Annotated in this window: 15 protein-coding genes; 4 read left to right on the top strand and 11 right to left on the bottom strand. The window is 68.4% G+C overall.

The genetic code is table 11. The annotated features are described in order from the left end of the window. The 11 genes from ACFOSH_RS43300 to ACFOSH_RS43250 form a co-directional block, all read right to left on the bottom strand. The coding region (locus tag ACFOSH_RS43300; protein WP_378247530.1) for a carbamoyltransferase family protein at nucleotides 1-1,430 on the bottom strand (1,430 nt) is incomplete at its 3' end. Between the two features lie 5 nt (nucleotides 1,431-1,435). Beyond that, entirely contained in the window at nucleotides 1,436-3,424 is a 1,989-nt protein-coding gene (locus ACFOSH_RS43295; protein ID WP_378247516.1) for a carbamoyltransferase family protein, read from the bottom strand. A gap of 195 nt (nucleotides 3,425-3,619) precedes the next feature. Then, nucleotides 3,620-4,777, bottom strand: coding sequence for a glycosyltransferase (locus tag ACFOSH_RS43290; protein WP_378247514.1), 1,158 nt, complete (start codon nucleotides 4,775-4,777; stop codon nucleotides 3,620-3,622). A 23-nt stretch (nucleotides 4,778-4,800) separates the two neighbouring features. After that, on the bottom strand, nucleotides 4,801-7,446 hold the full coding sequence (locus ACFOSH_RS43285; protein ID WP_378247512.1) for a BTAD domain-containing putative transcriptional regulator: 2,646 nt from the start codon (nucleotides 7,444-7,446) through the stop codon (nucleotides 4,801-4,803). Nucleotides 7,447-7,497: 51 nt separating this feature from the next. Beyond that, nucleotides 7,498-9,747, bottom strand: a complete 2,250-nt coding sequence (locus ACFOSH_RS43280; protein ID WP_378247510.1) for an ABC transporter ATP-binding protein/permease — start codon at nucleotides 9,745-9,747, stop codon at nucleotides 7,498-7,500. Between the two features lie 52 nt (nucleotides 9,748-9,799). Next, nucleotides 9,800-9,994, bottom strand: a complete 195-nt coding sequence (locus tag ACFOSH_RS43275; RefSeq protein WP_378247508.1) for a DUF5132 domain-containing protein — start codon at nucleotides 9,992-9,994, stop codon at nucleotides 9,800-9,802. Between the two features lie 348 nt (nucleotides 9,995-10,342). Continuing rightward, the gene (locus ACFOSH_RS43270) at nucleotides 10,343-11,062 is read right to left on the bottom strand and encodes an O-methyltransferase (RefSeq protein WP_378247506.1); all 720 of its coding nucleotides are present in this window, start codon (nucleotides 11,060-11,062) and stop codon (nucleotides 10,343-10,345) included. Beyond that, nucleotides 11,055-12,134 carry an HAD-IIIC family phosphatase gene (locus ACFOSH_RS43265; RefSeq protein WP_378247504.1) on the bottom strand — a complete coding sequence of 360 codons (1,080 nt, stop codon included), beginning with the start codon at nucleotides 12,132-12,134 and terminating at the stop codon, nucleotides 11,055-11,057. The genes ACFOSH_RS43270 and ACFOSH_RS43265 overlap by 8 nt, the downstream gene beginning before the upstream one ends. Beyond that, the gene (locus ACFOSH_RS43260; RefSeq protein WP_378247502.1) at nucleotides 12,131-13,240 is read right to left on the bottom strand and encodes an acyl-CoA dehydrogenase family protein; all 1,110 of its coding nucleotides are present in this window, start codon (nucleotides 13,238-13,240) and stop codon (nucleotides 12,131-12,133) included. Before ACFOSH_RS43260 ends, ACFOSH_RS43265 begins: the two co-directional genes overlap by 4 nt. Then, nucleotides 13,230-13,481 carry an acyl carrier protein gene (locus ACFOSH_RS43255; protein WP_378247500.1) on the bottom strand — a complete coding sequence of 84 codons (252 nt, stop codon included), beginning with the start codon at nucleotides 13,479-13,481 and terminating at the stop codon, nucleotides 13,230-13,232. The genes ACFOSH_RS43260 and ACFOSH_RS43255 overlap by 11 nt, the downstream gene beginning before the upstream one ends. Then, complete coding sequence (locus ACFOSH_RS43250) at nucleotides 13,478-14,338, bottom strand: 3-hydroxyacyl-CoA dehydrogenase family protein (RefSeq protein ID WP_378247498.1); 861 nt, start codon at nucleotides 14,336-14,338, stop codon at nucleotides 13,478-13,480. Before ACFOSH_RS43250 ends, ACFOSH_RS43255 begins: the two co-directional genes overlap by 4 nt. A gap of 181 nt (nucleotides 14,339-14,519) precedes the next feature. Between ACFOSH_RS43250 and ACFOSH_RS43245 the strand changes: the two genes are divergently transcribed. The 4 genes from ACFOSH_RS43245 to ACFOSH_RS43230 are packed head-to-tail and all read left to right on the top strand — an operon-like array spanning nucleotide 14,520 to nucleotide 18,418. Then, complete coding sequence (locus tag ACFOSH_RS43245; protein WP_378247496.1) at nucleotides 14,520-15,845, top strand: NAD(P)/FAD-dependent oxidoreductase; 1,326 nt, start codon at nucleotides 14,520-14,522, stop codon at nucleotides 15,843-15,845. Further along, entirely contained in the window at nucleotides 15,842-17,347 is a 1,506-nt protein-coding gene (locus ACFOSH_RS43240; protein ID WP_378247494.1) for an FAD-dependent monooxygenase, read from the top strand. The genes ACFOSH_RS43245 and ACFOSH_RS43240 overlap by 4 nt, the downstream gene beginning before the upstream one ends. A gap of 26 nt (nucleotides 17,348-17,373) precedes the next feature. Next, the gene (locus ACFOSH_RS43235; protein WP_378247492.1) at nucleotides 17,374-17,736 is read left to right on the top strand and encodes a YciI family protein; all 363 of its coding nucleotides are present in this window, start codon (nucleotides 17,374-17,376) and stop codon (nucleotides 17,734-17,736) included. A gap of 25 nt (nucleotides 17,737-17,761) precedes the next feature. Beyond that, nucleotides 17,762-18,418, top strand: coding sequence for a methyltransferase (locus ACFOSH_RS43230; RefSeq protein ID WP_378247490.1), 657 nt, complete (start codon nucleotides 17,762-17,764; stop codon nucleotides 18,416-18,418). The last annotated feature ends 179 nt before the right edge of the window (nucleotides 18,419-18,597 follow it).

Below are 18,597 nucleotides of genomic sequence, written 5' to 3'. Positions count from 1 at the left end.
AAGGACATGAAGTCGTGGTTGCCTTGCGCCGCTGGGATTTCGAAGTAGGTGTGTGCGGCTTCGGGTGTGGTGACGGGTGCGAAGGGTCGGAAGCTCTCGCGCTTTTTGACCATGGCGTTGATGCGGGTCTGGTTGGTCTTCGGTCGTGGGTCGGCGATGATGCTGCGGTTGCCGAGGGCACGGGGTCCGAATTCGGAGCCGCCTTGGGCCCAGCCGAGCACGGCTCCCTGGGCTAGTAGTTGGGCTGCTCGTTCGATGATGTCGTCCGGTTGCTCGACGTCGACCCAGAGACTCCACTCGCGGAGGGTGGACTCGATGTGGTGGGGCGTGCCGAGGGTGGGCCCGAAATCCGCGGTACGCAAACGGGTCGAGGTGGGTGTGGCACCGAGCCGATCTCCGGCCACCAGTGCCGCGCCTTCGCCTGCTCCGGAGTCGTGGGAGGCGGGGTGGATGAAGACTTCGTCGAAGAGGCCGGAGCGGAGGATGACGCCGTTGAGGCTGGAGTTGTGGGCGACGCCGCCGCCGAAGGCGAGCTTTCGGAGTCCGGTGAGTTCGGCCCAGTGGGACAGGACGTGCAGGACGATCTTCTCGACGGCCTCCTGGATCCCGGCCGCGAGATCCTTGTGCTGCTGCGTGAACTCCTCGCCCTTGCGCCTCGGCAGGATGCCGTGGCCGAACAACGTGGGGCCGACGACGTTCAGGCCGAGATTGCTCGGCGCGATCTCGTAGTTTCCCTTTTCCTGCAACGTGTAGATGGATTTGAAGATCTCCCGGTAGACGCCGGGGTCGCCGTACGGCGCCAGGCCCATCACCTTGTACTCGTCACCGAACCCGTAGCCGAGTTGCTGGGTCGCCGTCAGATAGAGCCTGCCCAGCGACTTCGGGATCGAGTAGGACGCGATGCTTTCCAGCCGCTGTTCGCTTCCCCGGTACACGGTGCCCGAGTCCTCCTCGCCGGCGGCGTCCATCACCACCACGAGCGCCTCGCCCATGCCCGAGCGGGCGAAGGTGGATCGCGCGTGCGCGAGATGATGGGGGCTGTAGAAGAGCTTGTCGTCGGGCAGGTCCCAGTCCAGCTCCGACTTGAGCCAATCCTTGATGAGCCGCCTGCTGTACCGGACGGGTACCGAGCTGCTCTCGGTGTAGAGGAAGTTCAGTGACAGGTCGATGGTCTCTTCGGGAAAGTAGTAGCCGACGGCGTCGATGTCGGCGGGGGTGACGTTCGCGCGTTCGAGGCAGGCGCGGATGGCGTTGACGGGGAACTTGGTGGTCTTCTTGATCCGGTTGAGCCGTTCCTCCTCCACCGCCGCGATCAGCTCGCCGTCGCGGACCAGACAAGCGGCGGCGTCGTGGAAGAAGTACTCCATCATGCCGTCCACCAGATCGGTGTCCGCGGGGGAGAAGTTGCCGTTCAGTCCGAGCACCAGCATCTCGTTCACCGGCCAATCGGGGTGAGGGTGAAGAAGCGGTCCTGCCAGAGCGCGTACAGCTCCGCGTGCAGATCCTCGGTGAGTCCGAGTTCGCCCAGCGGCGTCCGCCCGTCGGCCTGCTGCAGCACCGCGTACAGCCGTGGCGAGACATCGGATCGCGGACCCGTCGAATAGTCGAGCCGGATCTCCCTTCCCACGCCCTGTGGACCGGACTTCACGAACCGGGTCAGCCGGGTGGTGGGCCGGAAAGCGAGGACGGCGTCGGGAAGATGGCTTGTCCAGTGGGGTTTGCGTTTGACGAGGTGGTTTTCGATGACGAGGTAGTCGAGTTCGGTGGTGAGGTAGCAGGTGAGTGCGTCTTCGACGGTTTGGACGATGGGTTCGGCGTTGTTGTTGAAGGAGGTGTTGAGGAGGACGGGCGTTCCGGTGAGTTCTCCGAATCTGGTGACCAGCCGGTGAAACCGTTCATTGGTGCCGGGGTCGATGATCTGGAGGCGTGCTGTTCCGTCGATGTGGGTGACGGCGCCGAGTGCTTCTCGTTGTTCTTCGCGGACGTTGAGGACGAAGGACATGAAGTCGTGGTTGCCTTGCGCCGCTGGGATTTCGAAGTAGGTGTGTGCGGCTTCGGGTGTGGTGACGGGTGCGAAGGGTCGGAAGCTCTCGCGCTTCTTGACCATGGCGTTGATGCGGGTCTGGTTGGTCTTCGGTCGTGGGTCGGCGATGATGCTGCGGTTGCCGAGGGCACGTGGCCCGAATTCGGAGCCGCCCTGTGCCCAGCCGAGTGCGGCTCCCTGGGCGAGAAGTTGTGCTGCTCGTTCGACGATGTCGTCCGGTTGCTCGACGTCGACCCAGAGACTCCACTCGCGGAGGGTGGATTCGATCTCTTGCGGTGTGCCGAGCAGGGGGCCGAGGTCCGCGCCGCGTAGCCGTACTGGAATCTGAGGAGCGCCGAGTTGGCGCTGGGCGGCCAATGCCGCGCCCTCCCCGGCCCCGGAGTCGTGAGAGGCGGGGTGGATGAAGACTTCGTCGAAGAGGCCGGAGCGGAGGATGACGCCGTTGAGGCTGGAGTTGTGGGCCACGCCGCCGCCGAAGGCCAGCTGTCGGAGTCCGGTGAGTTCGGCCCAGTAGGACAGGACGTGCAGGACGATCTTCTCGACCGCCTCCTGGATCCCGGCCGCGAGATCCTTGTGCTGCTGCGTGAACTCCTCGCCCTTGCGTCTCGGGGGGATCCCTTTGGCGAACAACACCGGCCCCAGATTGTTGAGCCCGAGCGCGCCCGGCGTCAGTTCGTACTCTCCCTTTTCCTGCAACGTGTACAGTGAGTCGAAGAGCTCCCGATAGGTGCCGGGGTCGCCGTACGGCGCCAGGCCCATCACCTTGTACTCGTCACCGAACTTGTACCCCAGCTGCTGGGTCGCGTTGAGATAGAGGGATCCCAGCGACTTCGGGATCGGATACGAAGTCAGGGCGTTCAGGTGCCCGCCTTCGGCACGGTAGACGGTACCCGAACTCTCTTCCCCCATGCCGTCCATGATGACCACCAGCGCCTCCGTCATCCCCGAGTGGAGATAGGTGGACAGCGCGTGCGTCGTATGGTGCGGGCTGTAGAAGAGCTTCTCGTCGGGCAGGTCCCAGTCCAGCTCCGACTTCAGCCAATCCTTGATCAGCTGCCGGGTGTACCGCGTCGGCGCTTCCCGGTGCTCGGTGTACAACTGGTTGAGGACCATGTCCATGTGATCTTCGGGAAAGTAGTACCCGACGGCGTCGATCTCGTCCACGCGGACGTTCGCTCGCTCGAGGCACGCGCGGATGGCGTTGACGGGAAACTTGGTCGTCTTCTTGATCCGGTTCAGCCGTTCCTCTTCGACAGCCGCGATCAGGACACCGTCGCGGATCAGGCTGGCCGAGGAATCATGGCAGAAGAACTCCAGCATGCCGTCCACCAGATCGGTGTTCTCGGCGGAGAAGTTCCCGTTCAGACCGAGCACGAGCATTGTTTCACCGGACCAATCGGTGTCGATGGGAACCGCCGGAACCAGCCTAGCCAGCGCGTTGCCGGGACCGGGAGTTCCGTGGTTCCACTGGACGCCCACTCACTCCCACGCGAACACAGGACTTCTGTCCGGCTCTGGGGGCGCTTGGTCGGGGTGGTCGTGAGTGTTTCGGGTCGTTAGAACGACACTTAGCACTCACGACCACAGCGACGTCTTCGAAGCGGCAACCGAAGCCAACCTCTCGGCGACCTCGTCGACATGAGGCAGCGCGAGCAACTCACGTTGCGCATGCCGGGATCGCGCGCCGATTTCCGCGCTGTCAAGCACCTTCCGACACACGCCGGCCATATCCGAAGCGTCCCCGACCTGCTCGCCCAGCCCGAGCTCAGCCACTTTCCGCGCGTTGTCGAGCTGGTCGCCGAACAGGGGAGCGACCACCATCGGCACGCCCGCCCGGATGGCTTCGCGGACGCTGTTGTAGCCGCCGTGGGTGACGAACAGCTGGACGGTCTGCAGGAGCAGCGGCTGGGGGACGTGATCGACCAGCCGCACGTGCGGGGGAGTGTCCGTGCGCGGAAACGGGACACCGCCTGTCGAAACCACCGCCACACAGTCCAGTTCGGACAGTGCGTCGACCATCGAGACCAAGGCGCTCACCGGGTCCGCGGGGATGGTCGACGCCATCCCCTTGTCCCGTAACGACGCGGCCGTCGGCAACGCGATACCGATGGCGCCGTACACCAGGGGCTTGCCGGGGTCGAGTTCGGCGATCCACGCCGGTAGCGGGGTGAACCGGTCGGCCGTCTCGGGTTGCCGGTAGGCGACCGCCGGCGGGATCCCGGGCGCCGCGAACGAGTATCGCGGCGGGAGGGAATCGATGCGGCCGTACCGGTAGATCGCGAGCGGGTCGTCCTGAACGTCCAGGCCGAGTTCGGCGCGCCGTTCGTTCAACACCGGTGCGATCGCGGCCGGGGCGAGGGTGTTGACCGCGCCGGACGGGGTCGCCACGTGCGGGATGCCGAGACGCTCGGCGACAAGACAGCCGCACAGCTCCATGCCGTCACGGAGCACGAGATCCGGCCGGTACCCGGCGGCGATCCCGAGCAGCTCCGGATAGCCCCGCGCGATGAGGGTCCGTCCGGCGACGACCTTGATCACCTGTTCGTGGCCGGTATCGGTGATCTCCGACCAGCTTTCGGTCTGATCCGGCAATCCGGCGACGGCCTTCAGTCCCACCGACGTGAACTCCTCGACGAGCTGGGGGACGCACACGACCAGCACCTCGTGCCCCGCCCGTGCCAGCGCGCCTGCCGCCGGGAGCATCTCCCTCGCGTGGGAGGGAGCGCCGGTCACCGTGCACAGTATCCGCAGCCCGCTCACGAACCCACGCTCGCACGGGGGATCATCTCGGCCCCGCGCTGCGCGGGTACGTGCTTCGCGGCGAGTGACTTCGAACGGTGGTACGCCAGCAGGAGGGCGTCCCGCGCGGGCTGGAGCTCGACCCAGGTCGCGGCCCGCAGATGTTTGTCCGCGCGGACGGCCTGCGGGATCGTCTGGTAGGCGATGTCGCGGATCAGCTTGTGCCGGAACTCGTAGGTGGTCACGCCCGGTTCCTTGGTGCGCGCCCGGGTGAGCAGTCCGTGCCGTTCGAGATGTTCCAGCGCGCCCGACACTTCGTCCTCGGCCTGGCCACCCACCGCGCTCACCCCTTCCGCGCGGATGCCGGAACGGATGACCGCCGCGTCGACCAGCACGGCCTTGGTGCCGGTCGGCAGACTGTCCAAACGGGACGCGACGGTCCGGTGCACCAGCTGCGGCACGGGCGGGCCGGGGCTGCCGGGGTCCTCGGCCGCGTTCTCGCGCAGCATGCGCGCGAAGGCGCCCGCGAAGAGCGGATTCCCGCCGATATGCGAGACGTAGGACCGAAGCGCCCGCCCGGTACCCCGGCCGTCCTGCAGGATGGCCAGCAGCCGGGTGATGTCCTCGTCGGACAGCGGATCGAGGGTGATCGTGGTGGCACCTGCCTTGCCGCCCGCCCATGTGGGACGCCGGTCCAGCAACTCGGTCCGCGCGGTGACCACCACCAGGATCGGGAGCAGGCCGGCGTTGCCGGTGAGGTGGTCGATGAAGTCCAGCAACAGATCCTCGGCGAGATGGAGGTCTTCGACGACGAGCACGAGCGGTTCCTCGCCGCTCGCCGCGTCGAGGAACTGCCGCCAGGCGGGGAAGGATTCGCGCGAGATCTCCAGGTCCGTGCCGAGGCCGAGCAGGGTGCGCAGATGGGCGAGCAGCCAGGCCGACCTGGTCCCGCCGCCGGTCAGCTTCGCCACCGTTTCGCTCAGCTTGAGGTCCGCGCGCTCCGCGGTGTCGATGTCGCTTATTCCCGCGTAGGACCGCACGCAGTCGGCCAGCGCGGCCAGCGTGCCCGGCGTTTCGAAACGCGAAGACCTGCCGGTGGCGAACCGGGCTCTGGCAGCGGTCGTGTGGTGGAACTCGGCGATCAGCCTGCTCTTGCCGATCCCCGGTTCGCCGAGCACGGTGACCAGATGCGGCCTGCTTCGGGTGCCGACCTGGTTCAGCGCGCCGAGCAGCATCCCGAGCTCCCGGTCCCGGCCGACGAACGGCGCCGTCGACCGGGCTTGCGACTGCCTCGGCAGCACAGTGACGGCCGGTGAACCTTCGTCATGGCTCCCGGCGCCGGCGTAGGCGATTTCGGAATCGCTGGCCGATCGGGTTTCGGCGCAGACCCGGACCTCGTCGTCCGGGACCTGGGTGAGCAGGCGGAGGCAGCGGTCGAGCACCGCGCCGGTGACCATCGGTGGTTCGCCGACCTCGCCCTGGTGCCGCCGGACGAGCGCGTCGCCCGTCGCGACGGCGACCGCGACGGTCAGCGTGCTGGCCCGGCCGGTGGGGCGGAGCAACCGGTCCCTGATGGCCAGCGCCGCGCGGACAGCCCGCGCCGCGTCGTCCTCCCGGCAGCGCAGCGGCCCGAACAGGGCGAGCCACAGCGGGCCGATCGTGCCGCCGATGATGCCGCCTAGCTGTTCGGTCTCTTCCCGGATCGTCGCGGCGACATGCTGCAGTTCGGCGTCGACGTGTTCGGGGCCCGCGTTGCGGACGTCGCGGCCGAACCGGGTCATCACGACGACGACACTGACCCATTTGAGTTCCGCGATCTGCCCGGACGGTTCGCGCTGTTTCACCGGACGCGGGGTGACGTCGACAGGTCGCCGGGGTTCGGCGGGCGAGGCGGGCCGCGTGGGTTCGAGCACCAGCTCCTGGTTGAGGATCGCCTGCTCCAGCTCCTGCAGCTCGCGGCCGGGGTCGAGCCCGAGGCCGTCGATCATCCTGCTCCGGATGCGGCGGTAGACGCCGAGCGCGTCGGCCTGGCGGCCGTTGTGATAGAGCGCGCGCATGAGCTGGCCGCACAGTCGTTCCCGCAGCGGCTCCGCCTCGACCCAGGTCTCCAGCTCGTGCATGACCTCGCCGAAGCGGCCGCAGGCGAACTCGGCTTCGACGTAGTCCTCGATCGCGGCCAGCCGCGCGTTGCGGACCGTCGTCAGCACCGGCCAGTCGATGCCGAGCTCGACGAGGTCGGCGAGCACGGGGCCGCGCCACAGCGCCAGCGCGTCGCGCAGCGTGCTCGCGGCCTGGAGCCAGTCGCCGTCCGCCAGCTTCGTCCGGCCGTCGTTCACCTTGTCGTGGAAGCGGTTCAGGTCGACGCTGTCCGACGGCGCACGGAGCAGGTAGCCGGGCGCGTGGGTCAGCAGCACGGTGGAATCCGAGTTGTAGCCGCTGGGGGACAGCAACTGGCGCAACCCGGAAACGGCGTTCTGCAGCATCTTCCGGCCCGTGGTCGGCATTTCGACCGGCCAGAGCGCCTTGAGCAGGGTGCTGGTGGCGACCACACTGTTGACGTGCAGGAGCAGGAAACCGAGCGCGGCACGCTGTTTGCTGCCGTTCACCGCCAGCGGTCTGTCGTCGTCGACGACCTCCAGCGGGCCTAGCAACTGGAAACGCATGTCTCCCCCTGGCGTGAGGTTGCGGTGGTGGCAGGGCGGTTCGGTCACCGGTCAACCGGCCTCCCCGACCTGCAGCCGCCAGAGCGAGGCGTAGATGCCACCGAGGCGCAGCAACTCCTCGTGGGTGCCCTCCTCGGCGGGCACCCCGCCGGTGCCCATGACATAGATGTGGTCGGCGTGCCGGATGGTCGACAGCCGGTGCGCGATGACGACGAGGGTCCTGTCCCGCGCGAAATCCCTGAGCGCGTGCTGGATCGCGGCCTCGGTCTCGTTGTCCACGGCGGACGTCGCCTCGTCCAGCACGACGATCGGCGCGTCCTTCACGAACGCGCGGGCCAGTGAGATGCGTTGCTTCTGGCCGCCGGAGAGGGAGACACCACGCTCGCCGATCGCCGTGGCGTACTTCGACGGCAGCGTTTCGACGAACTCGTCCACGGCCGCCATCCGGGCGGCGTCCACCACCCGCCGACGGCTTGCCTGGAAGGTCCCGTAGCGGATGTTGTCCTCGATCGTCCCGTCGAACAGGAACGCGTCCTGCGCGACGAAACCGATCGCCTTGCGCAGATCGCGCAGCCGGAGTTCGGTGATGTCCTGCCCGTCGAGGAGGACCCGTCCCGATTCCGGCCGCTGGAACCGCAGCAGGAGCTTGGCGATCGTCGTCTTGCCCGCACCGGTCACCCCGACGATGCCGGTGACCTTCTTCGGCGCGACGCGCAGGGTCAGCCCGCGCAGGACCGGGGGACGGCCGGGGTAGCCGAAGGTGACGTTCTCCAGCACCATTTCGCCCTTGACCTGGTCCACGTCCAGCCGCCGGCCGCGAGTGTCGGACTCGACAGGGAGGTCTTCGAGGTAGCGGACCCGACGCAGCGCGGCCGCGGTCTGCTGGTAGCCGTCGACGACGTTCCCGAGGTTCGGCAGCTTCCACAGCACCTGCTGCGGCAGGCCGACCAGCGGGTTGAAGATCTCGAACCGGAGGGTCTCCGCGAGCACCGCGCGCCCGCCGAGCAGCAGGATGCCCGCGAGTGACACGGTGGCGGACACCCGCACGGTCTCGGTGTAGGAGACGGCGGCGCGGTCGAGCCGCTTGCCGCTGTCCCGGTACCGCGCGCTGAGCGCGCTGACCCGCTTGATCTCGTGGCTTTCCGCGGAAAAGCTCTTCACCGTCGCTGTCGCCGCCAGGTTGTCCGTGAGCCTGCTGTTGAGCGCGGACTCGTTCTCGGCGACGTCCAGGTAGTCCGGGCCCACCTTGTCGTGGTGACGGAACGAGAGCCAGGTGACGATCGGCACCGGCAGGAACGCGACCCACGCGATCTGCGGCGCGAAGACGAGGAACACCGGTACCAGGACGAAGAAGCTGGTGGTCAGCGACAGCACCTCGTGCGCCGAGGAGGCGAGGAAAGTGCCCAGCTGGTTGATGTCGTCGGTCAGCAGCCTGGCCACCCGCGTGGTGCGCTCGTCTTCGAGATGGCGGAGTTCGAGGCGCTGCACGTGGGGGTACAGCCTGTCCCGCCACTCGTGCCGGACGTCGTGCGCGAGGGCACGCCACTGGATGCCGGCGGTGCAGGAAAGGGCGGCGAGGCCGAGGCAGACCAGCGCGGCCGCCGCGGCGAGCACCCAGATCTGGGTGGTGGCACCGGTCAGGCCGAGGCTGATCAGCGCGGCGCTCTCACCACGGACCAGGACGAGCACGATCCAGCCGATGACCAGCACCAGCAGCATGTCCATGAGCTGCCCGAGAACCGAAAGGGCCGCCGCGAAGTAGAAGCGCCTGCGGTGTTTGCCGACGATCGTCAGCAGCGGTGGCTGTTTCGCCCACTTCGGTGGCGACGGCTCCCGCAGGGCCGCGCGGGCGGACTTCCGCCACGCGGTGCGGATGATGATCGCGGTGGTGCCGAGCACGGCGCCGAGCCCGATGAGGGGAGCGGGTACCGACACCGCGACGATCGTCGCCGAGGCACCGGCGGCGATCAGGGCGAGGCCGCCGTCGGTCTTGGGCTGTCCGGCCGTCGCGACCTGGCCGGAGCCGGTGATCCCGCCGACCACGCCGGCGACGGCTCTCAACACGATCCGGGCGACCTGATCACCGGTCAGCCGGGTGTCGTGGTGAATGAGCAGCCTGCCGGTGACCGGATTCGCGCGCGCCGCCAGCACACCCGGCGTGCCGCACAGGTTCGTCTCGAGCGTTCCGGCCAGCCGGGGTCGTCCACTCACCACGCCGATGTCCCAGCGCTGGCGCCCCGGAATGACCGACCTCGGCCGCGCGCTCAGCTTTTCGTGCCGCCGCTCCTTTGTTAATGGCATGTTTCGCTGTCACCGATTTCGTGGTCGGGGAATTTCGCGTTCACCGGGGCGGTCAGGAGGTGCTTCTCTTCTTCTTTTCCCCTAGCTCGGCGTCCCTGACCTCGGCCGCGAGATCCTGCAACTCTTCGCTGGTCTGTGCGGCCATCTTGCGCACTTCCAGCGCTACTCCGACCGTGGCCCGGACGGCGCCGCGGGCGAGCGGCTTCACCATCTTGCCGGCGAGCGGGGCGATTATCAGTCCGATCAAGAAAGCTGGCAGTGGTGGTAGCATCTCGCATCCGTCCTCGTACCTTACATTTTCCTGATGAGTGCGAAGCATCTGTCGCATCGAGTCGGACTTGCTTTTTTTTGAATGGCAGGAACTCCGCAGGGGCGGGCTCGCTGATTTCTCCCGTATTCCCAAGTTATCGCCGGGAACGGGACCGGTCAAGGTAATCGGTGCGCGTCACCGGTCCGGGGCACCGGCGCCGGTCGGAAACCATGCGACTTTGCCACTGTTTTGCCACTGTGTGGGGATATTTCACGTTGTCTCGGGCGGGATCCCGACACGCGGTCGTGGTCGGCGTTGCTCCGTTGAGGGGGTCGTTCCACTTGATCAGTCGCGCTGGGTCGCCGTTTGCCCGGCAGTCGGATATTCACTTTCCGGTCGCCACCTCTTTTTCCTGGCCAGCGTGATTCCGTCGGCCATCACGATCAGGGAGAGCTCGACCCGGTCGTCGTCGCGGAGCATGCTGTTGAGCTTGCGAATCGCGAGAGTGTCCTGGTCGTTCGAGCCGGGATCCGCGACTTTGCCGAGGAACAGCGTGTTGTCGATGACGATCAGGCCATCCGGACGGGTGAGGAGCATTGCTTCCTCGTAATACCAGGGATAATTCACCTTATCGGCGTCTATGAAAACCAGGTCGAACCGGCCGCCGCCTTGTTCGGTGCGGAGTCCGGCCAAGGTCTCGATGGCGTCGCCGACGCGGACTTCGATGCGATCCGCCACGCCCGCGCGGCGCCAGAAGGGCTCGGCGATCGCCGGCCATTTCGCGCTGACGTCGCAGGTGACGACCCGGCCGCCGGGGGGAAGCGCGCGTGCCATGCTCAGCGTGCTGTACCCGGTGAAGGTGCCGATCTCCAGCACCCGTTTCGCCGAGACGAGCCCGACGAGCATCCCGAGCAACTGTCCTTCCTCGGGCATCACCTGGAGGTGCCGTCCGGCCGGGAGCCGTGCCGTTTCCGCGCGCAGGTCGCGGAGAATCTCGTCCTCCCGCAAGGAGACCCGTCTGACATAGTCGATCAGGCGATCGGTGGTGCCGACCTGCTCACCCATGGCCATTCCGTTCCAGTGCCGGTGACAAGATCTGGATGGTCTCGGATTCCGGTTGGGGAACCGGGACGAGGTGCATTCGCCGCGCCCCGGACTGCTCGCCGAACGTGGTGGCGCAGGAACAGCCGTGCCGGGGGAGGTCGTCGAACCCGGCGAACCGGTAGGCGATCTCCATCATCCGGTTGCGGCCGGTCCGCCGGAAGTCGGCCACGAGGTGGACGCCGGCCGCGGCGGCCCGGCAGGCGAGCCACGACAGCAGGGCGCTGCCCGCGCCGAACGAGACCACCCGGCACGAGGTGGCGAGCAGCTTGAGGTGCCAGGACAGCGGATGCCGTTCGAGCAGGACGATGCCGACGGCGCCGTGCGGGCCGAACCGGTCGGACATGCTGACCACCAGCACGTCGTGGCCGGGAGCCGAGAGCAGTTCGTGCAGCGTCCGAGGGGAGTAGACCACGCCGGTCGCGTTCATCTGGCTGGTCCGGGCGGTCAGCTCGGAGACCCGCGACAGATCCTCCTCGGTCGCCGGGCCGATCCGCATCACCAGGGACAGCGACTTCAGGAACTCGGTGTCCGGGCCCTGGAAATCGGCGCGCTCGGCCTCGCGCCGGAACCCGGCCTGGTACAGCTGCCTGCGCCGCCGGGAGTCGATCGTGATCACCGCCGGGCTGAACTCGGGCAGCCGGGTCAGCGCGGCGGCCTGGTCCGCGGGGTAGCACCGGATCTCCGGGAGGTGGAAGCCGACTTCGGCGCGTTCGGCGGCCTGATCGTCGATGAACGCGATCGTGTGCTGCGCGAAGCCCAGCTTGTCGGCGATCCTGCGCAGCGCGCCGGACTTGGCGCCCCAGCCGATCTGGGGGAGGACGAAGTATCCGGCGAGGCCGAGTTCCCCCAGCCGTTCCCAGGCCCGGTCGTGGTCGTTCTTGCTGGCGACCGACTGCAGGATGCCGCGCGCGTCCAGCTCCACGACCGTCGCGCGGACCTGGTCGGGCAGTGTGACGTGGTCTCCTTCGCTCAGGGTCCCTCTCCACAGGGTGTCGTCCAGGTCCCAGACGAGGCATTTCACGTCGCCGGTCACCGGCGGGCCCCGCCCAGCGCGTGCCCGGCGAGCATGACCAGGCACACCTCATTGGTGCCTTCGATGATCTCCATGAGTTTCGCGTCGCGGTACGCCCGCGCCACCAGGCTTCCGGCGTGCGCGCCCGCCGAGGCGAGCACCTGCACCGCCGCCGACGCACCGGCGGCGGCGTTGACCGCGCTGACCTGTTTGGCCAGCACCGTCGTCATCACCACATCCGGTGAACCGGAATCCCAGTGCTCGCTGGCGTGCTCGCAGACCCGCGCGCTGACCTGCTCGGCGATCAGCAGCCTCCCGAGATGCCCGGAGACCAGCTGGTGGTCGGCGAGGGGCTTGCCGAACTGCGATCGTGAACGCGCGTGGTCCGTCGTCGCCGCGAGACAGCCGCGGAGCATTCCGGCGCAGCCCCACGCGACGGACAACCGGCCGTAGGTCAGCGCGGACGTGACCAGCAGCGAAAGCGATTGCCCGGCGCCACCGAGCAAGCTGTCCGCGGGCAGCCGTACCGCGTCGAGTTCCACATCGGCGTGGCCGGCGGCGCGGCACCCGAGCGGGTCGGGGATCCGGCGTACTCGCACCCCCGGCGCGTCCGCGGGGACGACCACGGCGGCGCCTCCGTCGCCGTACCTGCCGAACACGACGATCAGGCCGGCGTAGTGCCCGCCGGTCACCCACACCTTGTGGCCGTCGAGCACCACCGTGTCGCCCTCGTCGCGGATCCGTGTCGTCATCGCCGACAGGTCGCTGCCCGCCTGCGGCTCACTGAACGCCACAGCGGCCAGCTCGCCGCCGGTCAGCCTCGGCAGCAGGCGGGCGCGCTGCGCCGCGTCACCCAGCCGCTGGATCGCCCACGCCGCCATCCCCTGCGTCGTCATGACACTGCGGACCGAGCCGCACAGGCTGCCGGTGTGCGCGGTGAGTTCGCCGTTGTCGCGGCTGCTCAGGCCGAGGCCACCGTGTTCGGTGGCGACCTGCGCGCACAGCACCGGACCGAGTTTGCCGAGCAGTTCCGGCGGCAGCAGCCCGGTCCGGTCCCACTCTTCGGCCTGCCCCTCGACCAGTTCGGTGACCAGGGCCGTGGCCCGCGCGAGCGCGTCACCCGGCATGGTTTTCCCGGAGCCGGTCCACCAGGGCCGTCATCGCGTGCACCGTGCGGAAATTGTCCAGCCGCAGGTCGGCACCGGCGATCACCACGTCGAAGACCTGCTCGATGTGGACCACCAGTTCCATGGCGAACAGCGACGACAGGCCGCCCGCGGTGAACAGGTCGCGATCGGGCTCCCAGCTCGCCTTGGTGCGGGATTCCAGATAGCGCAACAGATCCTGCTCAACGGTGGGTGCGGTCATGGCATCGCCTCCTGGTAGTCGAAGAATCCGCGGCCGCTCTTGCGCCCGAGGCTGCCTTCGCGGACCTTGGCCAGCAGCAGTTCGCAGGGCAGGCAGTCTTCGTCCCCGGTCCGGGCGTGCAGTACCGCGAGCGAGTCGACGAGGTTGTCCAGGCCGATCAGGTCCGCGGTGCGCAGCGGTCCGGTGCGATGCCCGAGGCAGTCGCGCATCAGCGTGTCGACGGCTTCGGCGGTCGCCGTGCCCGCCTGCACGACGCGGGCGGCGGCGTTGATCATCGGATGCAGGATGCGGCTGGTCACGAACCCGGGGGCGTCGCCGACGACCACGGGGACCCGGCCGAGCGCGGTCAGCAGCCCGGTCACCGCGTCCATCGTCGCCCGTGCGGTCCCGGCGGCCCTGACCACTTCCACCGTGCCGATGAGGTACGCCGGGTTCATGAAATGCGTCCCGGCGAGGTCTTCCGGGCGATCGAGGACGGCGGCCAGTTCGGCGATCGGGATCGAGGAGGTGTTGGACACCAGTGGCGTGCCCGGGCGCACGATCCGGGACACTTCGCGCAGCGCCTCGGCCTTGAGGTCCGCGCGTTCGGTGATCGCTTCGATGACGACAGTCGATCCCGCCGCGTCGGCGGCGCTGGTGCTCGTCGACAGTTCGCCGGTGTCGCCGCCGCGCGCGCCCATCAGCTGCGCCATCCGTAGCTGAGCGCCGACGCCGGCTCGCGCCCTGTCCAGCGCCGCCGGGTCGACGTCGATCAGCAGTACCGGAAATCCGTTACCCAGCGCCAAAGTCGCGATACCGGCGCCCATCACGCCCGCGCCGAGCACCGTCACCCGATCCGTCACCCGATCACCAGTCACGGAGGTCACGGTAGGTGCGGCCGGGCCCGCCGAGGCAGGGAAGCTGTTCCACTCTCCGCCCATCGTCACGGAAATGGGCTTCCGGTTACGTCCCGGTGGAACCATCCCCGCCGTGATCGCGTTGTCGCCCGCGCCGGTCCGGGCCTACATTCGGGACACTCCGGTTCCAGGAAGGAAATCCATGGCGGACAAGGCATTCGACGTCATCGTGATCGGCGGCGGCCCGGCGGGCTCGGTCTGCGCGGCCGCGCTCGCGGACCGTGGCCATTCCGTCGCGGTGCTGGAGCGGCAGGAATTCCCGCGCTTCCACATCGGTGAATCGATGCTGCCGTACATGATCGGCCTGCTGGAGCGGCTCGATCTCGTCGACGCGGTCGGGAAACAGGGCTACGTCGTCAAACGCGGTGGCGAGTTCATCGACCCGACCGGGACGAAGTTCATCACCCCGGGTGTCTACCGCGCGGACTTCTCCAAACAGGGCGAGGGCAGGCACAGCGAGACCTTCCAGGTCGAGCGCGCGCATTTCGACCAGGTACTGCTGGAGAAGGCGCGGGCGAACGGCGCCGAGGTGATCACCGGCGCGGCGGTGCGGGAACTGGTCATGACGGGCGACCGGATCACCGGCGTGCGCTACCGCCACGACGGCGGCGAGCATGAGGTCAGCGCCTCGTTCGTGGTCGACGCCAGTGGCCGGGCCGGCACGATCGCGAACCGGTTCGGGCTCCGGAAAACGACGGACGACCTGCGGATGGTCGCGATCTTCCGGCACTACGAGGGACTGGACGAGCGGTACAACCCCGGGCACGAGGGCGACATCCAGATCGGCAGCCACGCCGACGGCTGGGTGTGGGCGATCCCGTTGTCGGGGGACAAGGTCAGCGTCGGCACGGTGATGCCGCGAGCGGTGTTCCGCGAGGCCGCGAAGGAAGACATCTTCGCCGAGCACATCGAGCGGATTCCCCGGATCGTCGAGCGGCTGGCCGGTATCCGGCCGGTGTCGGAGCTCCGGGTGGAGACCGACTACAGCTATCACACCGACGAGGTGACCGGCCCCGGCTGGCTGATGGCCGGTGACGCCGGCTGTTTCGGCGATCCCATGTTCTCCGGCGGGACACTGGTCGCGATGGTGACCGCCGCGCGCGCCGCCGACACGATCACCCGCGTGCTGGCCGATCCCAACGGCGAGCGGGCGCTCACCGACGAGTACGCGAACTTCTTCAAGACCGGGTACGACACCTACGTCCGGCTCATCTTCGCCTTCTACCAGAGCGAACTGATCAGCGCGGTCGCCGACGCGAGCACGGTGGTGGAGCGCGAAAAGCTCGAGATGTACATGGTGCGCCTGCTCGGTGGCGACTTCTGGAGCGAGCACAACCCGATCGCGCAGGCACTGCGGGCCAACCCCGCCTGGCGCACCTTCGCGCCGTTCCGGCCGGTGTTCGGCTGCCCGGTGTATCCGGAACTGGACGCGGCGGACCGGGCCGAGATCGCGGGGGCGCGCGCATGACCGAGTCCGCCGTGCTGATCACGGGCGCCGGGCCCACCGGACTCGCGCTGGCGTGCGGGCTGCGGGCCCAAGGGATCCCGGTGCGCGTGGTGGATCGTGCGGACGGGCCGATCGGCACCTCCCGGGCACTCGGGGTGCAGCCGCGCGGCGTCGAGGTGCTGATCCGGCTCGGCGCGCTCGCCGACCTGCCCGAGCAGGTGATCCCGCTGCGCGAGGTCAGGATGTATGTCGCGCGGAAGCTGATCTCCACCATGCCGATGGACCGGATGGGGGCCGCGTCCGGGCGCTCGCCACTGCTCGTGTCCCAGGTCGAGGTCGAAAGCGCGTTGCGTGAGCGGCTGGCGGGCCTCGGGGTGTGGCCGGGCTGGGGACGGGAGCTGACCGGCTTCACCCAGGACTCCAGCGGGGTCACGGCGACACTGAACGGCCCGTCCGGGCCGGAAACCGTGCGCGCCGGGTGGCTGGTGGGCTGCGACGGCGCGCACAGCCAGGTCCGCAAGCTGGCCGGGATCGGGTTCCCCGGTGTGCCGGTCGCGGAGCACTTCCTGATCGCCGACGTCCGTGCCGACTGGCGGCTGGACCGGCAGGTGATGGGCAGCTGGTCGCACGGCGGCGACATGATCAGCGTATGTCCGCTCCCCGGTGAGGACCGCTGGCGGCTGATGGGGCCGTCGCCGTCCGGCACCGAGGGCGAGCTGAGCCAGGACGACATCCTTTCGCTCGTCGAACGGCAGCTCCTCAAGTGCACTCCCTACCGGGAAACGGGGATCCGGGAGGTCGAATGGCTCTCGACGTTCCGCATCCACCGCAGGCTCGCGGACACCTACCGCAAGGGCCGGGTGCTGCTCGCCGGGGACGCCGTCGCCATCCATCACCCGTTCGGCGGGCAGGGGATGAACACCGGGCTCGGTGACGCGGAGAACCTGGCCTGGAAGCTCGCGCTGGTGATCGCCGACCGCGCCGGCGAACGTCTTCTCGACAGCTACGAGGCCGAGCGCCGTCCGGTCGCCCGGGGTGTGCTGGCGGGCACCGGCTTCGTGACGAGGCTCGTGATGGCCGAGAACAAGATGACCGGTCTCCTGCGCGACCGGGTGGTGATGCCGCTGATGAACACCGAGAAGGTCCAGAACCTCCTGTGGCGGAACGCGTCCCAGCTCGGCGTGCACTATCGCGGCGGTCCGCTCGCCGCGCCTTCGCGGCGGCGCTTGGGTCCCAGGCCCGGTGAACGCGTGCCGGACATCCTGTGCCGCGACAGGGACGGGGTGACCGTCCGGTTGCACGAGGCGCTTCAGGGCAGGTGGGCGTTGCTCGGCGGTCCCTGCGACACCGAGAGCGTCGCCGCCGCGGCCGACGTGCTGGGGGAGAAGGACGTCGTATGGCTGACCCCGGCGGAAGGGCTGCCACGCGACGTCCTGCTGATCCGACCGGACGCGCACCTCGCCTGGCGTGGGCGTCCCGCGCCGGGAGAGCTGTCCCGCTGGCTCGCCGGCGCGCTCGGCTGAGCCGGGCCGAAAGGAGGCGTCACGGCATGAGGTTCATGCTGCTGATCCACACCAGCGCGGATCGCTGGAACACCCTGACCCAGACGGACAAGGAGAACTTCCTCGCGGAGTACCTGGCCTTCACCGAGAAGATCAAGGCGTCCGGCGAGCACCGGTACGGCGGCCCGCTCGCCGACCGGACGCAGGCGCACACGGTCCGGGTGCGCGACGGCAAGCGGGACGTCGCCGCCGGGCCGCTCACCGGCTCGGACGAATACCTCGGGGGCTACTACGTCGTCGACTGCACCGGGCTCGACCGCGCTATCGAGCTCGCGGCAGAGATCCCGGACGCGAAGCTGAACGTCGTCGAAGTGCGGCCGCTGGCGCCCATGGGCGGCCTGGAGTCTTGATTTCGCCTATCGAAAGGCTGCGTCCATGACGATCCACGGCACCTACGCAACCGTCGACTGTGAAGGCGTGCATGTCCGCTACGCCGATCACCTCGATGGCGGCGGCAGCGACTTCGGCCGGGCCTATGTACCGTTCATCGCCTCGCGGTTCGGCAAGGTGCCGAGGCTCCTGGAATGGTGCTGTGGACCGGCGTTCATCGGCTTTTCCTTGCTGGGAGCGGGATTGTGCGAGCAGCTCGACCTGAGCGACGTGAACGAGGAGGCGGTGGCCGCCGCCCGGGAGACCGCGACCGCCAACGACCTCGATGACCGGGTCTCGGTGTTCCACAGCGATTGCTTCGACGACGTGCCCGCGGATCGGACGTGGGACCTGATCGTCGGCAACCCGCCGCATATGAACGTGACCACCGCGCCCGCCGAGCACATCGAGGTGTTCCGGAAGATCAAGCCCGAGCTGGTCTACGCGGACAAGGACTGGGAAATCCATCGGCGCTTCTATGGCCAGGCCGCTGCCCGTCTCGCGCCCGGTGGCAGCGTCCTGCTCCAGGAATGCTGGGCGGCTTCGGATCCCGAGGTGTTCCGGCCGATGATCGCGGACGCCGGGCTGGAGATCGCCGGGGTCTTCCCGTGCGAGGCGCCGCATGAGCTCTTCTACTTCTTGTGGGTGCGGGCCGCGGCTTGAAGATGTCGTGAGTGCTTGGGGTCAGAAGTCCGCACGGCCCTCACCTTGGGTGACACTTCAAGGTCGTGAGTGGCAATGAGCTTGGATCCACCGGTGTTGATGTGGTGTTTGGGGTGTGTCTGGGTACGCAAATGCCCTCTGGCTTGGGATGATTGTTCTTGCGACGGAACAAAAACCAG

Source organism: Amycolatopsis speibonae (assembly GCF_042647925.1).
GTDB lineage: Bacteria > Actinomycetota > Actinomycetes > Mycobacteriales > Pseudonocardiaceae > Amycolatopsis > Amycolatopsis speibonae.
This window is presented reverse-complemented; position numbering and strand designations above follow the sequence as displayed.

Coding starts and splice junctions, on each gene's coding strand:
- ACFOSH_RS43285 (WP_378247512.1), bottom strand. CDS start 7,446: ATGCGTTTCCAGTTGCTAGGCCCGCTGGAGGTCGTCGACGACGACAGA.
- ACFOSH_RS43235 (WP_378247492.1), top strand. CDS start 17,374: ATGAGGTTCATGCTGCTGATCCACACCAGCGCGGATCGCTGGAACACC.
- ACFOSH_RS43240 (WP_378247494.1), top strand. CDS start 15,842: ATGACCGAGTCCGCCGTGCTGATCACGGGCGCCGGGCCCACCGGACTC.
- ACFOSH_RS43260 (WP_378247502.1), bottom strand. CDS start 13,240: ATGCCGGGTGACGCGCTCGCGCGGGCCACGGCCCTGGTCACCGAACTG.
- ACFOSH_RS43230 (WP_378247490.1), top strand. CDS start 17,762: ATGACGATCCACGGCACCTACGCAACCGTCGACTGTGAAGGCGTGCAT.
- ACFOSH_RS43255 (WP_378247500.1), bottom strand. CDS start 13,481: ATGACCGCACCCACCGTTGAGCAGGATCTGTTGCGCTATCTGGAATCC.
- ACFOSH_RS43270 (WP_378247506.1), bottom strand. CDS start 11,062: ATGGGTGAGCAGGTCGGCACCACCGATCGCCTGATCGACTATGTCAGA.
- ACFOSH_RS43280 (WP_378247510.1), bottom strand. CDS start 9,747: ATGCCATTAACAAAGGAGCGGCGGCACGAAAAGCTGAGCGCGCGGCCG.
- ACFOSH_RS43245 (WP_378247496.1), top strand. CDS start 14,520: ATGGCGGACAAGGCATTCGACGTCATCGTGATCGGCGGCGGCCCGGCG.
- ACFOSH_RS43295 (WP_378247516.1), bottom strand. CDS start 3,424: ATGCTCGTGCTCGGTCTGAACGGGAACTTCTCCGCCGAGAACACCGAT.